At 59.4% G+C, this 14,689-nt stretch carries 12 protein-coding genes; 5 read left to right on the top strand and 7 right to left on the bottom strand.

Annotated features, from left to right (window positions below; all coding sequences use genetic code 11):
* Nucleotides 1-63: 63 nt before the first annotated feature.
* Nucleotides 64-333 (bottom strand): hypothetical protein, encoded by a 270-nt coding sequence (locus tag AC1DU8_RS10405; RefSeq protein ID WP_457282788.1) that lies wholly within the window; start codon nt 331-333, stop codon nt 64-66.
* Between the two features lie 344 nt (nt 334-677).
* On the opposite strand from AC1DU8_RS10405, the gene AC1DU8_RS10400 reads away from it, so the two are divergent.
* Genes AC1DU8_RS10400 through AC1DU8_RS10390 form a run of 3 tightly spaced genes read left to right on the top strand, consistent with a single transcriptional unit; the run spans nt 678 to nt 1,661 of the window.
* Nucleotides 678-1,088: a response regulator transcription factor gene (locus AC1DU8_RS10400; protein ID WP_457282789.1), complete on the top strand. Its 411-nt coding sequence runs from the start codon at nt 678-680 to the stop codon at nt 1,086-1,088.
* Nucleotides 1,089-1,099: 11 nt separating this feature from the next.
* Complete coding sequence (locus AC1DU8_RS10395) at nt 1,100-1,453, top strand: hypothetical protein (RefSeq protein WP_457282790.1); 354 nt, start codon at nt 1,100-1,102, stop codon at nt 1,451-1,453.
* Nucleotides 1,454-1,475: 22 nt separating this feature from the next.
* Entirely contained in the window at nt 1,476-1,661 is a 186-nt protein-coding gene (locus AC1DU8_RS10390) for a hypothetical protein (protein WP_457282791.1), read from the top strand.
* A 38-nt stretch (nt 1,662-1,699) separates the two neighbouring features.
* On the opposite strand, the gene AC1DU8_RS10385 is transcribed toward AC1DU8_RS10390, so the two are convergent.
* Together AC1DU8_RS10385 and AC1DU8_RS10380 are read right to left on the bottom strand one after the other, a co-directional pair.
* Entirely contained in the window at nt 1,700-2,605 is a 906-nt protein-coding gene (locus AC1DU8_RS10385; RefSeq protein WP_457282792.1) for a hypothetical protein, read from the bottom strand.
* A gap of 111 nt (nt 2,606-2,716) precedes the next feature.
* Complete coding sequence (locus AC1DU8_RS10380; RefSeq protein WP_457282793.1) at nt 2,717-3,535, bottom strand: hypothetical protein; 819 nt, start codon at nt 3,533-3,535, stop codon at nt 2,717-2,719.
* Nucleotides 3,536-3,735: 200 nt separating this feature from the next.
* Between AC1DU8_RS10380 and AC1DU8_RS10375 the strand changes: the two genes are divergently transcribed.
* Together AC1DU8_RS10375 and AC1DU8_RS10370 are read left to right on the top strand one after the other, a co-directional pair.
* Nucleotides 3,736-9,768 (top strand): HAMP domain-containing protein, encoded by a 6,033-nt coding sequence (locus tag AC1DU8_RS10375; protein ID WP_477726704.1) that lies wholly within the window; start codon nt 3,736-3,738, stop codon nt 9,766-9,768.
* A 32-nt stretch (nt 9,769-9,800) separates the two neighbouring features.
* The gene (locus tag AC1DU8_RS10370) at nt 9,801-11,948 is read left to right on the top strand and encodes a response regulator (RefSeq protein WP_457280950.1); all 2,148 of its coding nucleotides are present in this window, start codon (nt 9,801-9,803) and stop codon (nt 11,946-11,948) included.
* 255 nt (nt 11,949-12,203) lie between these two features.
* Here the strand turns inward: AC1DU8_RS10370 and AC1DU8_RS10365 are convergent, their stop codons facing one another.
* From AC1DU8_RS10365 to AC1DU8_RS10350, 4 genes are all read right to left on the bottom strand, one after another.
* Entirely contained in the window at nt 12,204-12,542 is a 339-nt protein-coding gene (locus AC1DU8_RS10365) for a hypothetical protein (protein ID WP_457280898.1), read from the bottom strand.
* 146 nt (nt 12,543-12,688) lie between these two features.
* Nucleotides 12,689-13,345, bottom strand: coding sequence for an ankyrin repeat domain-containing protein (locus AC1DU8_RS10360; protein ID WP_477726703.1), 657 nt, complete (start codon nt 13,343-13,345; stop codon nt 12,689-12,691).
* Nucleotides 13,346-13,356: 11 nt separating this feature from the next.
* Entirely contained in the window at nt 13,357-14,154 is a 798-nt protein-coding gene (locus AC1DU8_RS10355; protein WP_477726702.1) for a TatD family hydrolase, read from the bottom strand.
* Between the two features lie 118 nt (nt 14,155-14,272).
* Complete coding sequence (locus AC1DU8_RS10350; protein WP_457280895.1) at nt 14,273-14,647, bottom strand: PilZ domain-containing protein; 375 nt, start codon at nt 14,645-14,647, stop codon at nt 14,273-14,275.
* Nucleotides 14,648-14,689: the final 42 nt, after the last annotated feature.

Below are 14,689 nucleotides of genomic sequence, written 5' to 3'. Positions count from 1 at the left end.
AGAGTGCACCTGGAGCTTTCTGTCGCAGGCGGGCCGGCGGTTTGGCCGGCGCAAATATGGCCGTCACGTATCGAGTAAACCTTCCAGCCCCTTCACGCAGGCCAGCAGTGCCAGTGCGGCAACGGTGCCGGCCAGGCACCAGCCCATGAGTTCCTGAAGTGCGTCGGCAAGGCCATCGGGCAACAGCATTGAACACAAAAACAGGCTTGCTGCGCAGACAAGCGCGGTGAGAAATGCATGGACGAGGTCGATATCCCGGGGGCTTGCATGAATTCGCCAGGCGGTGAGCAATCCTGCTGCCATGCCTGCCAAAAGTCCGCCCATCAGTTTCATGGTGATTCCCCGTGTGGTTTGCGCTCCACCGGTTGTGTCCCGGTGTCGTTGTCTGGTGCATAGACCATACGGGCCGGCAGATCCATATCCGGTAGCCGGATGCCGGTGCACCCTGTAAGGCCTTTCTTCTCCTTGCGTAAGACATGGCTTACCGTTTTAGCGTGTGCAAAGTGTTCATGTGGACGTCAGGTTTCAGGCGCCTTTGGCGGCGCGCTGGCCTTTTCTCCTACACGGGCATGCTCGTCCCTCCGGCAGAAACCGGAAGACGCTTCGCTTAAATTTGCAGCCATGAAAGACATCCATGCCCAGTTACAGACGGGGATACGCCGATGACGTTGCCAAAAATGAAAACCTATGTCGTAGAGGACAACCCGACCATCCGCGAAAACCTGATCAGTACGCTGGAAGAACTCGCTCCGGTGGAAGCGGTTGGCACGTCTGATTCTGAAGAGCAGGGGGCAGAGTGGTTGACGCGCAACGACGCGCAATGGGATCTGGCCATCGTCGACCTCTTTCTCAAGAAAGGTAGCGGTCTCGGGGTGTTGCAGGCTTGCCGCGCCCGCAGGCCGCTTCAAAAAATAGTGGTATTCAGTAACTACGCAACACCCGAAATGCGCAGGCGCTGTGCGGAGTTGGGTGTCGATGCGGTATTTGACAAATCGACTGAAATTGACTGCCTGCTTGCTTACTGCGTGACTCAAAGCCAAAAACTGGACCAGGTTGCGAATGACGAATCCGCGCTCCAGCGAGCCTGAAGGAGGACGGCATGAACGAATCTGCAGTGTTAACCGGCCAGTCCACAGAGGACCCTGTTTACCGTTCCGGTGCAGGTCAACGCAAGTTGTCGGAAGATATTTTTCCGTCCGCCGAAGAGGCAGTATTGGCGGAGCAAGTCCATGGAACAGGCGGTTTTCCGTCCGACGCCCAGGTGACCCGGCCGCCGGCAGTCCGGGCCGGCGACAAGCGGGCCCCTCTTATGGGTTCTTTTCGAACCCAGGTCGCGGAATACCCGTGCCGTTCGGCATTGATGGCCGCCGCCGCCGGCGCCTTGGCCATGATCATGCTGCGATCACAGTTGCGTCGCCGCGCCGGTTCGCACTTGCCACGCTGGATCAGATAACTCCCTGGCCCCGGAGCATCCTATGCGACTTCATGTTCCCGTTCCGGAACCCAGTCCCGGCACCCCTGGCATCCATGTTCCCACCGAGGTGCCGCCGGTGATTATTCCTCCTGCGCCAGGCACGCCCCCTGAGGTCAATGATCCACCGCTGGAGCCGACGCTACCGATCCGCGAGCCGGCGACAAACGTGCCACCGCAGGCGGTTTAAACACAGCTCCAGCTCGCGCGGGCACTCAGCGCAATAGCTTACAGGGCGGCCTGCTGCCGCTGGTACTCAGCCCTTTTCATGGTGAGATAAGTGTTCTTGTCTACCTCATGAAGCTGCCGTGCGTACTGTTCCGTGGCATCAAACCAATGCAGCATGCGCGCTTCAAGTTGCTGCGCGGCTGGTTTGTCCACAGCGGCGAGGTAGGCTTCGATCGCCAGGTAGTAACGCATGGTGTTGCGCTCTACCGCGCCGCGCATTCCGCCTACATGTGTCATGTTCTGGTCTTGCCGTATTTGGGTGAATCCCACTTTTCCATTGCCCACGGTGGCAAGGTAGCCCTGCATGGCCAGGCGGCTGGTGATGCCGTAGCCATAGGAATAACCCAAATGGATGAAGGTTTTTCCACCAGGTAGTGCAACTGCCTGCAATTCGATTCGGTAGTTGCTGGTTCCCAGCGGACCTTTGTCGGCGTTGAGTTGGGCACCCAGATAGTCGGAAGAACTGGCGGTCAGCCGATAGTTGAATTGCAACGCGAATGCGTCCTCCAGCTGCTGCGCGGTTTTTTTGCCGATGTTCATTTTCAGAGTGCTGGGGCTGCTGTCCGAACTGGCGTGGCAGTATTTGGTGTTGATGTGGAGCATCAGCATTTCGCACCAGCGATTGGGACTTTTGAACGTGGCGCTAACCGTATTGAAAGGGGAATTCAGTACAGCATATGCACTTCCACTGACCGTGTTGGTGCCTTCTGAAGACTCCAGAAAAAGCGGCCTGTGGTAGGCGTTCTGCGCCAGCTGTCCTGCCAACGCCATGTGCTTTTCGAGCAGGGCAGCGGCGTGGGGTTCCGCCGAAACAACTGGAGCTTGCTGCGCTTGCGCGGCAACCGGCAGCAGGGATGTGCCGAATGCCAGGCAACAGGCGACCACGAGGGTTTGAAAGCTGCTCATGGTCTCAGTGTGCCAGTGGAAAACAGGCAATTGGGTCATATGCTCCATCGTCCTACATTTATCGCCGAAAAGAAGGAGGAAGGGAGGAAGCGGGAGCCCAAAAGGATTTGGTCAGGCTTGTGCCACTTCGGCCAGCCTGTCCGGCGTTGTTGGGGATGTTTCAAATAGCAGCGCAATCCGATTTTCCGTACGAGTCAGACGCACGGCTTCCCGCAGCGCCAATGCTTCCAGGTCATGCCATTCAAGTTGCCGATACGACGACTTCTCAGGCACCCGCGCAGGCGCGGACGCATTCGGCTCATTCAATGAAGCCTGAACGGAAAAGAAACCATCGGTGAATTCAGTTTCCATGAGCAGTGCCCTGGGTCCGGTGGCCGTGTCGGTCAGGGTAATGATCGCGGCAGTTAACACATTGCGCAGCGCCGACTGGGACAGCTCGACATCGACCTGGCTGGTGTTGTCGACAATGGAAATGCCCTTGAACGAGAGCTGGGTTGCCACCATGCCCAGACACTCCGCAATGCCTTTTCCGGCTTTGACTGACTTGTTTTCCCGGGGGGCAAGCCAGCCCATCAAATCAACACAGGATGCAGCTGCCTCTTTGGACAGCGCCACGATGTCGCGTGCATTTCGCAGCAGCGTTTCCGGATCTGTGTCTGTTTTTTGGAGTCGCCTTTCCAGCATGGCCGCAACCATGGCAATCGGTTGCAGCGTACCCGCCATATTGTGACGGATCACGGGAGCGAGCCGCCGCAGGAGTGCGTATTGCGCCGCCTCCGTCACGCATCTTTCCAATGCCGTTTCCTGGATTGATGTGCTGTGGAATTGAACATTCATGGTGATCGTGCCGTCGAAAATGCTCCAGAAAACTGCAGGGTTGGCTGCAGGGCCGCGCCGCTTTTTGAATACATCTTGCTGCGATATTTTCAAGGCGTAACTTCAAAATATACAGCGTTAGAACGGAGGGGTATGTAAGCCAAAACCTACAGATGAAAGGTTGTGACAGGCATGCTGCAGATTGCCGCGCCCTTCGGTAAATAGTGAGGGCTTTGTGTTGTCATTCTGAATGTTCGCGAGTAATCTCGTCAGCCGTTTCTACAAAACGTTACCTTCAATACAGGATGAATGATATGGAGGCACTAGCCAAGCTGGCCGTGGTGGAGCGCGACACCGAACTCAAGTTCATTCTCAAATCCCTCAGCGCACTACGGCGGGGCGAACTCGCAGTCACACTGCCGACGGAGTGGGAAGGCGTCTACGGAAAGATCGCCGCTGAATTCAATCAGCTGTCGGCTATGACGGCGGCGACCACCAGCCGCTGCAAGGGACTTGCTGCCAAATCCCGCTCTACGGCGCGAGTGAGTCGCCGTCTGCCGGAAGAAAAATTATCCGGCTTCTGGCTGGAAAATGCTGTCGCGATTAATACCGTGCTTGATGACGCCGATACGGCAGCGGATCAGACAAAAATTATTCTCGCAGCGTTGACCGACCTTAAGAAGGGCGATGTGCATGCGTCGTTGCCGCAGGACTGGACGGGTGTACCGGGCAAGGTTGCAGATGCATTTAACGATGTGGTTTCCGAGAATGTCCGGATGGCGCGGGAGCTGGAGCGATTGAGCCGGGTGGTCGGAAAGGAGGGCCGCCTGAAAGAGCGCGCATTTGTGCCCGATGCCTCCGGCTTTTGGCGCGACTCTGCCGAATCAATCAATTCCCTGATAGCGGATCTGGTTCATCCGACCAGCGAGGTGGCGCGTGTGATTGGTGCCGTCGCCCAGGGCGATCTGTCCAAGAGCATGGCCCTCGAAGCAGAAGGCAAGGCGCTGGAAGGTGAGTTCCTGCGTACGGCCATGATCATCAACAAGATGGTGGAGCAGCTCGGAACCTTCTCGGCCGAGGTGACGCGGGTGGCGCGCGAGGTGGGTACCGAAGGAAAGCTGGGCGGGCAGGCCGACGTGCAGGGCGTGGCCGGCACCTGGAAGGACTTGACCGATTCGGTCAACTCCATGGGCTCCAACCTGACGGCACAGGTGCGGAACATTGCCGAGGTGACGACCGCCGTGGCGGCCGGTGACCTCTCCAAGAAGATCACGGTGGACGTGAAGGGCGAGATTCTGGAGCTCAAGAACACCATCAACACCATGGTGGATCAGCTTCGGTCATTTGCCTCTGAAGTGACACGGGTGGCGCGCGAGGTGGGTACTGAGGGCAAGCTGGGCGGGCAGGCCGACGTGCAGGGCGTGGCCGGTACCTGGAAGGATCTGACCGACAACGTGAACTTCATGGCCGGTAACCTGACATCACAGGTGCGAAACATCGCCGACGTGACCAAAGCTGTGGCCGCCGGTGACCTCTCCAAGAAGATCACGGTGGACGTGAAGGGCGAAATTCTGGAGCTCAAGAACACCATCAACACCATGGTGGACCAGCTCTCGTCTTTTGCGTCTGAAGTGACACGTGTGGCGCGCGAGGTGGGTACTGAGGGCAAGCTGGGCGGGCAGGCCGACGTGCAAGGTGTAGCCGGCACGTGGAAAGATTTGACCGACTCGGTCAACTCCATGGGCTCCAACCTGACCGGCCAGGTGCGCAACATTGCCGAGGTGACGACGGCTGTGGCGGCCGGTGATCTTTCGAAGAAGATCACGGTGGACGTGAAGGGCGAGATTCTGGAGCTCAAGAACACCATCAACACCATGGTGGACCAGCTCTCGTCTTTTGCGTCTGAAGTGACGCGGGTGGCACGAGAAGTGGGCACCGAAGGCAAACTGGGCGGCCAGGCCGATGTGCAAGGTGTAGCCGGCACGTGGAAAGATTTGACCGACTCGGTCAACTCCATGGGCTCCAACCTGACCGGCCAGGTGCGCAACATCGCCGAGGTGACCAAGGCTGTGGCGGCGGGCGACCTCTCCAAAAAGATCACGGTGGACGTGAAGGGCGAGATTCTGGAGCTCAAGAACACCATCAACACCATGGTGGATCAGTTGCGATCGTTTGCCTCGGAGGTGACGCGTGTGGCGCGCGAGGTGGGTACTGAGGGCAAGCTGGGCGGGCAGGCCGACGTGCAGGGCGTGGCCGGCACCTGGAAGGATTTGACCGATTCGGTCAACTCCATGGGCTCCAACCTGACGGCACAGGTGCGGAACATTGCCGAGGTGACGACCGCCGTGGCGGCCGGTGACCTTTCCAAGAAGATCACGGTGGACGTGAAGGGCGAGATTCTGGAGCTCAAGAACACCATCAACACCATGGTGGATCAGTTGCGATCGTTTGCCTCGGAGGTGACGCGGGTGGCACGAGAAGTGGGCACCGAAGGCAAACTGGGCGGGCAGGCCGACGTGCAGGGAGTGGCCGGTACCTGGAAGGATTTGACCGATTCGGTCAACTCCATGGGCTCCAACCTGACGGCACAGGTGCGGAACATTGCCGAGGTGACGACCGCCGTGGCGGCCGGTGACCTTTCCAAGAAGATCACGGTGGACGTGAAGGGCGAGATTCTGGAGCTCAAGAACACCATCAACACCATGGTGGATCAGCTTCGGTCATTTGCCTCTGAAGTGACACGGGTGGCGCGCGAGGTGGGTACTGAGGGCAAGCTGGGCGGGCAGGCCGACGTGCAGGGAGTGGCCGGTACCTGGAAGGATCTGACCGACAACGTGAACTTCATGGCCGGTAACCTGACATCACAGGTGCGAAACATTGCCGACGTGACCAAGGCCGTGGCCGCCGGTGACCTCTCCAAGAAGATCACGGTGGACGTGAAGGGCGAAATCCTCGAACTCAAGGCCACCATCAACACCATGGTGGATCAGCTTCGGTCATTTGCCTCTGAAGTGACGCGGGTAGCACGAGAAGTGGGCACCGAAGGCAAACTGGGCGGGCAGGCCGACGTGCAGGGCGTGGCCGGTACCTGGAAGGATTTGACTGACAACGTGAACTTCATGGCTGGCAATCTGACCAGCCAGGTGCGAGGCATTGCGCGCGTGGTGACGGCCGTGGCCAACGGCGACCTGGAGCGCAAGCTGACCGTGGAAGCCAAGGGCGAGATCGCCGCGCTGGCCGATACCATCAACGGCATGACTGACACCCTGGCCACCTTCGCCGATCAGGTAACCACAGTGGCGCGCGAGGTCGGCGTGGAAGGCAAGCTGGGTGGCCAGGCCAAGGTGCCCGGAGCCGCCGGCACCTGGAAAGGCCTGACGGAGAACGTGAACCAGCTGGCTGCCAACCTGACGACCCAGGTACGCGCCATTGCCGAGGTGGCCACTGCCGTAACGCAAGGTGACCTGACGCGGTCCATCACTGTCGAGGCACTCGGTGAGGTGGCGGCGCTGAAAGACACGATCAATGAAATGATCCGCAACCTCAAGGACACGACCCAGGTCAACACAGAGCAGGACTGGCTCAAAACCAATCTCGCCAAATTCAGCCGGATGCTGCAGGGCCAGAAAGACCTGGTGGCCGTGGGGCATCTGATTCTCTCGGAGCTGGCACCGGTGGTTGGCGCGCAGCAGGCGGAGTTTTATGTGCTGAGCTACACGCACGAGAGGCCGCGCCTGCGTCTCATGGCCAGCTACGCCTCCGAAGGGCAGGGCGCTTACGGCAAGGAAATCGACTTGGGCCAGGGCCTGATAGGCCAGTGCGCTTTCGACAAACAAAAGATCCTGTTGACGTCCTCGCTACCGCAGGGCCTCAAGATATCGTCCGGCCTCACCGAAGTGGCGCCTATGGACATCCTGGTGCTGCCCATCATCTTCGAAGGCCAGGTCCGCGGTGTGGTGGAACTCGCCTCGGTCGAGCGATTCAACCCAACCCACCAGGCTTTCCTGGACCAACTCACGGAGAGTATCGGCATCGTGATCAACACGATTGAAGCGAATATGCGTACAGAGGACTTGTTGACCCAGTCGCAGTCCCTGGCGCAGGAGCTGCAAAGCCGGCAGGAAGAACTGCAGCAGACCAACGAGGAACTGCAGGAAAAGGCCCATCTGCTGGTCCAGCAGAACGACGAGGTGGAGCGCAAGAACCAGGAGGTCGAACAAGCCCGGCAGGCACTGGAAGAAAAGGCCAAGCAGCTTTCGCTCACGTCCAAGTACAAGTCGGAGTTTCTGGCCAATATGTCGCATGAGCTGCGCACACCGCTGAACAGCCTGCTGATCCTGTCCGATCAGCTGTGCAAGAACTCGGAAGGCAACCTGACCAACAAGCAGGTGGAGTTTTCCAAGACCATTCATTCCTCCGGCAACGACCTGTTGATGCTGATCAACGACATCCTGGATTTGTCCAAGATCGAGTCGGGCACGGTGGTGGTGGACGTGAACGAGCTGCGGCTGTCCGATCTGCAGATGTACGTCGAGCGCACTTTCCGCCATGTGGCCGAAGCCAAGAATGTGGATTTCCTGATCACTACCGGGCTGCAGTTGCCGGTTTCCATGGTGACCGACGTCAAGCGCCTGCAGCAAATTCTCAAAAACCTGTTGTCGAACGCCTTCAAATTCACGCACCAGGGTCATGTGGCCCTGGCGATAGAAGAAGCCTTTACCGGCTGGAGTCCGGACAATGAGGAACTCAACCGCGCGCAGCAGGTGCTGGCGTTTTCCGTTACTGACACAGGTATCGGTATTTCCGCCGACAAGCAGCAGATCATCTTTGAAGCCTTCCAGCAGGCTGACGGCAGTACCAGCCGCAAGTACGGCGGCACCGGTCTGGGTTTGGCCATCAGTCGCGAACTCTCGCGCCTGCTGGGCGGCGAAATACGCCTGTCCAGCGCGCCGGGAGAAGGCAGCAGCTTTGTGCTCTACCTGCCGCTGGTCTACGCTTCCACGCGCGCCGCGCGCAAGCAGGGCAGCAGCGCCGAGCAGCGCTTCGAGCCGGCCGCGCCGATCAGCCGCCTGGGTTTCGAGAAGATGGAAGTCGCCTTCGATGATTCCGTTCTGTCTCTGGACACGCACTCTGCGGCCAATGAGGCTGCGGATGACCGGCACACCATCCAGCCGGGCGACTTTGTGCTCCTGATTGTGGAGAACGACCTGGCCTTTGCCAGCTTTTTGCTTGATGCCGCAAGGGCCAAGGGGTTCAAGGGCCTGGTGACGTCGCTGGGGGCCCGCGCCCTCACGCTTGCCGCCGAGTTCAAGCCTTCGGCCATCACGCTGGACATGCATCTTCCCGACATGGAGGGCTGGCGCGTGCTCGAGCGCATCAAGCAGGACTTCAGCGTCAGGCACATTCCGGTTTGCGTGATCTCCACCGACGATTCCAAGGAGCGCGCCTATCGATCCGGCGCCATGGCATTCATTGAGAAACCGATCCCCGCCAGGGAAGTTCTCGACGAAATGCTGGATCAGCTGCACCGTTATGTGTCGCGCCCGGTGCGGCACGTGGTTGTTGCCCTGAAGGACGAAGCGTTGCGTGCCGAGGTCACCAGCCTGCTGGGCGGCAGCCATGTTCAGTGCCTTGCGGTGCCGTCACTGGCGGACGTCAAACCCGAGGACTTCGCCCGCTTCGAATGCGCCGTGATTGATGAGGCGTCACTGGCGAACGGGTTCGACCGCTTGCGAAATGCCTCGCCCGCAGCCTTGGTGCTTGGGCCGCTGCAGGTGGTGGTCTGGCGTGAAGGCATGATCGATGCACAGCTTCAGCCCGCCTGGCAGTCACACGACGGCTACTTTTTCCGCGAAGCCAGGTCCGTCCCCCGGGTGATAGACCTGGCCCTGCATGCCCTGCATGTAAGCGAGGCGCGCATGACGGACAGGCAGCGCAGCACCTTGAGAAACTTCCACGATGCCAACAAGTCACTCGCGGGGAAAAGGGTGCTGATCGTCGACGATGACATGCGCAATATCTTCGCTCTGGCCACTGTGCTGGAGGGGCAGGGCATGGACATCGTCTGGGCTGACAACGGCCACGATGCCATCGCCAAAGTTGCCTCCGATCCGCAGCTCAGCGTGGTACTGATGGACATCATGATGCCGGTGATGGACGGGCTGGTCACCATGCAGGAGATTCGCAAGCTGCCGGCCGGCAAGACCTTGCCCATGATCGCGGTCACGGCCAAAGCCATGAAGGGGGACCGCGAGAAATGCATAGAGGCCGGCGCCTGGGACTATCTCTCCAAGCCCGTCAATACGGAAAACCTGCTGGCCGTGCTGCGTGCCTGGTTGCCCCGGTGAGCGCCGTCCTCATGCCGCAGGAGCCGGCAAACATGCTGAATCCGGACCTGGTCAATATCCTGATCGTCGACGACCTGCCGGAAAAGCACGTTGTCATGAACAGCATCCTGGAAGAACTGGGGCAAAACATCGTCAGCGCCCGCTCGGGCCGGGAGGCTCTGCGCCTCATCCTGCAGATGGAGTTTGCGGTCATCCTGCTGGACGTCAACATGCCCGACATCGATGGGCTGGAGACCGCCAGCATGATCCGGCAGTACAAGAAGACGGCGCAAACGCCCATTGTTTTCATCACGGCCTATGTGGACGAGGAACAGGCCGCCAAGGGTTACGCGCTGGGCGCGGTGGACTACATCTCGTCGCCCGTCGTGCCTGGCGTGTTGCGTTCCAAGGTCAAGGTTTTCGTCGACCTTCACCGCATGAACCGGCAGCTTCAGCAGCAGGCCGTCGAGCGCGAGGCGCTGGCGCGGTCCGAGGCGGCACGCACCGCGGCAGAGGATGCCACGCGGCGCGCCGCCTTCCTGTCGGACGCCAGCCAACGCCTGTCCATGTCCCTCAATATCGATGCCACTGCCCAAGCGCTGGCGGATATCGCCGTACCGGGCCTGGGCGCCATGGCTGCAGTCGCCCTGCTGGACAGCCATGGCGACCTGCACTGCCGCTGCCTCAAGATTGCGGGCGGCCCGGATCCCTCTGCGGGCCCTGTCGTACTCGAATGCCATCGCGAGTTGAGCGCCTCCATGGCGGCGACGGTCCGCAGCGCCATGCTCTCGCGGAAAATAGCGTTTCTGCCCGCAACGGAGCTGTGCGCGGCGTCCACGGCCTCCGCGGTAGCCCCACAGCCTGCCTGGCCGGAGCTGCCGGCGGACCATGAGGAGATGGCGATTTGCCCGCTGGTCGCGCGTGAGCAGATGTTGGGCGCACTCATCCTGTTCGGCAAGGTCGGCGGTTTTGCGCAGGCGGATGCTGCCCTGCTCAGCGAGGTGGTGGGCCGTGCCTCTATTGCCATGGAAAACGCCAGACTCTATACGCTGGTTCAGGAAGCGGATCGCCGCAAGAACGAGTTCCTTGCCATGCTGGCGCACGAGCTCAGGAATCCGCTGGCTCCGATCAGGAACGCAGTGCACATCATCCACAGTTCCCATGTGGTCAACCCGAAAGTTGCATGGGCGCGTGATGTCATTGCCCGGCAGGTCGATCACATGTCACGAATGATCGATGATCTTCTGGACGTCTCGCGGATCGTCAGGGGCAAGGTGACGGTTCATATGGAGCCGGTCCTGCTCTCGACATTGTGCGAGCATGCAGTGGAGGCCAGCAGCCCGCTGCTGGCAGCCAGGAATCAGGAATTGACTGTCCGTCTTCCAGCTGAAGCCGTGGTGCTCCAGGGCGATTTGGTGCGCTTGTCGCAAGTACTTTCCAACCTGCTGAACAATGCCTCCAAGTTCACGGATCAGCATGGAAAGATCGAGCTGAACGCTTCGCTGCAGGAGGAGGGCGTCACCCTGTTCGTATCAGACAACGGCCAGGGCATTGAGCCCGAATTCCTGCCGCATGTATTCGACCTCTTTGCCCAGGGCGACCAGGCCCTGGACCGCGCGCAAGGGGGCCTGGGTATCGGTTTGACACTGGTCAAGCATTTGGTCGAGTTGCACAACGGCAAAGTAGAGGCTTATAGCGAAGGCAAAGGCATGGGAAGCCGGATATCCCTTTATTTTCCGGCGAGGATTTCAGGCAACGATGCCGGTCTTCCCGTGGTGGCTGCGCCGGCGGCCGCCAAACCGGTGGCTGCCGTTCCCCGAAAAGTCCTTGTAGTCGACGATTTATCGGCTTCCGCAGAAACGCTGCAAGTGCTGCTGGAACTGGAAGGTTTTAATGTGAGGATCGCGAATGATGGTGCGTCAGCGCTCCATATCGCCCGGGAATTCGTGCCGGACGTAGTCATCCTCGACATCGGTTTGCCCGGCCTGGACGGCTTTGAGGTTGCCCGCCAGCTGCGCAGTCGCCCGGAATCGAAAACAACGCTGCTGATTGCCTTGACCGGCTACGGCGAAGCCGAAAGCCGGTTGCGCTCCCAACAAGCGGGTTTTGATCATCATGTGGTGAAACCCGCGGACATCGAATCTCTCCTGGCTATGGTGAGCCTGCCGCGAGTGGAAACAAAAGCCATGGGCGAACAATAGCTCGAGAGGCAGGTCGAAGAGGGGTGCGGCAAAAAAGCGTGCTTTTTAGCCAAAGGTAACTACCACTCTGATTGGCTGTATTTATCATTTAACATAATATACATCGTAGAACATTGCAGGTGCCGCAAAGGTATCTTTGCCTCGCCGATCACATGAGGCCTGTGAAGTGAAGCGCACCGCACGCCTCAATGGGTGATGTTTTTCAGCAGTTCGCTGCGTAGCCAGCTTCAAACTAAAGCGGCGTACTGCTCGTGCTCATTTCGTCTGGGAATCGAGCGCGCGTTCGCGCTGGGCGCGCGTCATCTGACGTGCTTGCCTGGGAGCGGGTGCGGCCGATACAAGCGCGACATTAGTGAGTTGCGGTACGGCACGGCGTACGTCTATCGATGGGCAATTGTTGCTCGTGTCAAAAATCAGATGGCCACTGGGAAAGACGGCGGGCAGCTTTTCGTGGATCTGGTAGCTCATGTCTATGGGCGGCGCCTCACCGGAATAAAGGATCTGGTTGCTGGGGTTATAAACGGTGTAGCACGCCATGGCTGGCGCGGCCAAGGCCGTTAAGGACAGCGCCATTGCGCATTTCAAAGAGGTCATGAGTTTCTCCTGCACGCTCCGGATCAGAGACGTGGCTTAAAGCATATGTCTTATGTGGGTTGCGTCAAGTCGGACGGCGCCGCCACATCGGACCACAACTTTCCCCTACCTCTCTTGAGATCAAATCTGGTGTCAGGCAGGTCGACTCACCAGGTTCCGGCAGGCCTTTTTGCGCGAATGGCTGCAACGATCGCTGCTGCGGCGTCAGGCCGGTTGCCTTGCTCGGCAAACTGCAAGGCTGTCAAACCCAGCTGGTTTTTGAGTTGCGGGTCGGCGCCCTCCTCCAGGAGAAGACGCACTGCTTCCGTGGTGCCATACATGGCGGCCATCATCAGCGGCGTGGTGCCGTTGGGAGACTCGGCATCAATATAGGCGCTATTTTCCAGCAGCAGGCTGATGATGCCCAGGTGCCCGCCGCTGGCGGCGTAATGCAGCGGCGTCCAGCCGGTCTTGTTGACGTCGGCGCCCTGTTTGACCAGCTTCTCAGCCAGAGCCTGATGGTTCTTGAGGGCAGCCAGCATGAGCGCGCTTTCGCCCTTGTCGTTGAGGGTGTTGACGTCGGTCTTGGGCCAGTCAACCAATACCTGCGCTACTCTGAGCGATGGCTCCTTCAGCGCGAGAAAGAGCCCACGCTCGCCTTTTGGGTCAGGTGTGTTGGGGTCAAACCCCCGCTGCAGCAATGCCTGAATGGTCTTGGGATCGTCGCGCTTGACGGCGATGAAAAAATCATCGTACGACCCTGCATTTGCCGAAGAAAGTCCATAAAAAACAAAGGCAATAATTACTTTCTTAAAGTAATTCATGAAGTTATTCTTCACGCTTTAACCCCGCTGAAAAGCTGCTCGAAGTTTTGGCTTGTGGCCTCTGCAATGGCCTGGATGGGTTGTTGGGTGAGTTCCGCGATCTGCTTGGCCACCAGGGGAACATACGAAGGATTATTGGTTTTCCCGCGGTACGGCATGGGTGCGAGGTAGGGGCTGTCGGTCTCAATCAGCATGCGGTCCAGGGGGACAAATCGGGCCACCTCCCGCAAATCCGCCGCGTTCTTGAAGGTCAGGATGCCGGAAAAAGAGATGTAAAACCCGAGGTCAAGCGCAGCGCGAGCCACCGCCTGGGTCTCGGTAAAGCAGTGAAAAACTCCAGTGGCGCGGCCCGCTTCTCCAGCGCTACCGCCCTCCTCCTTCAACAAGGCGATGGTGTCGTCGGAAGCACTGCGGGTATGAATCACCAGGGGCTTGCCGGTCTGGCGAGCTGCCCGGATGTGCACGCGAAACCGCTCCCGCTGCCATTCCATGTCCGCCACGGTCCGGTCACCCAGCCGGTAATAGTCGAGCCCGGTCTCGCCAATGCCGACCACTTTGGGCAGGCTGGCGCGTGTCAGCAGGTCGTCCAGGCTGGGCTCTCGGACATCTTCGTTGTCGGGATGCACGCCGACGGTTGCCCAGAAATTGTCGTAGGCCGTGGCCAATCCATGAACAGTTTCGAACTCTTCCAGGGTGGTGCAGATGCACAGCGCCCGGTCAACCTGGGCGGCCTGCATGGCCTGGCGGATTTGCGGCAATTGGGCCTGAAGCTCCGGAAAGCTCAAATGGCAATGGGAGTCAGTGAACATCGCGGTACAAAGTTAGGTATCAAAAAAGGCTGCAAGCCTTATTGGTCTTGCGCAAGCAGCTATAAATACCATAGCAACCACGGCGCTTGCCGATGTGGCCGGCCGTGGCCAGCAGGGCCTAAATGGTCTGTGTGGGGCGGTCGGACGCCAGGTGGGCGCCGAGGATTTCTTCAATCTTGATCTTCAGGAGACGGGATTTATCGTCCGACGGGAACCGGACGCCGACGCCTTGCGTGCGGTTGCCGGCCGCCCTTGCGGGTGTGACCCAGGCCACTTTGCCGGCCACCGGATAGCGCTGCGTATCTTCGGGAAGCGTCAGCAGGACGTAGACGTCGTCGCCCAGCTTGTAGTCGCGTGCAGTCGGAATGAAAACGCCGCCTTCCGTGAACAAGGGAATGTAGGCGGCATAAAGCGCTGCTTTTTCCTTGATGGCCAGCTGGACAACGCTGGGGCGGGCGGTGGCGGCCGAACTGGCGGGCGGTGGTGTGCTCATGGCGCTAGTTTATCGGTTTGCCTGCGAAGGCGTCTGCAATTG

Source organism: Polaromonas sp. P3_A5 (assembly GCF_056403055.1).
The sequence above is the reverse complement of the archived record's forward strand: the minus strand, read 5'-3'. Positions and strand labels throughout refer to the sequence as shown.

Bases quoted from the DNA above. Each gene is read 5' to 3' on its own strand.
- AC1DU8_RS10400 (WP_457282789.1), top strand. From the start codon at position 678: ATGAAAACCTATGTCGTAGAGGACAACCCGACCATCCGCGAAAACCTG.
- AC1DU8_RS10405 (WP_457282788.1), bottom strand. From the start codon at position 333: ATGAAACTGATGGGCGGACTTTTGGCAGGCATGGCAGCAGGATTGCTC.
- AC1DU8_RS10365 (WP_457280898.1), bottom strand. From the start codon at position 12,542: ATGACCTCTTTGAAATGCGCAATGGCGCTGTCCTTAACGGCCTTGGCC.
- AC1DU8_RS10375 (WP_477726704.1), top strand. From the start codon at position 3,736: ATGGAGGCACTAGCCAAGCTGGCCGTGGTGGAGCGCGACACCGAACTC.
- AC1DU8_RS10385 (WP_457282792.1), bottom strand. From the start codon at position 2,605: ATGAGCAGCTTTCAAACCCTCGTGGTCGCCTGTTGCCTGGCATTCGGC.
- AC1DU8_RS10350 (WP_457280895.1), bottom strand. From the start codon at position 14,647: ATGAGCACACCACCGCCCGCCAGTTCGGCCGCCACCGCCCGCCCCAGC.
- AC1DU8_RS10355 (WP_477726702.1), bottom strand. From the start codon at position 14,154: ATGTTCACTGACTCCCATTGCCATTTGAGCTTTCCGGAGCTTCAGGCC.
- AC1DU8_RS10360 (WP_477726703.1), bottom strand. From the start codon at position 13,345: ATGAATTACTTTAAGAAAGTAATTATTGCCTTTGTTTTTTATGGACTT.
- AC1DU8_RS10370 (WP_457280950.1), top strand. From the start codon at position 9,801: ATGCTGAATCCGGACCTGGTCAATATCCTGATCGTCGACGACCTGCCG.
- AC1DU8_RS10390 (WP_457282791.1), top strand. From the start codon at position 1,476: ATGCGACTTCATGTTCCCGTTCCGGAACCCAGTCCCGGCACCCCTGGC.
- AC1DU8_RS10395 (WP_457282790.1), top strand. From the start codon at position 1,100: ATGAACGAATCTGCAGTGTTAACCGGCCAGTCCACAGAGGACCCTGTT.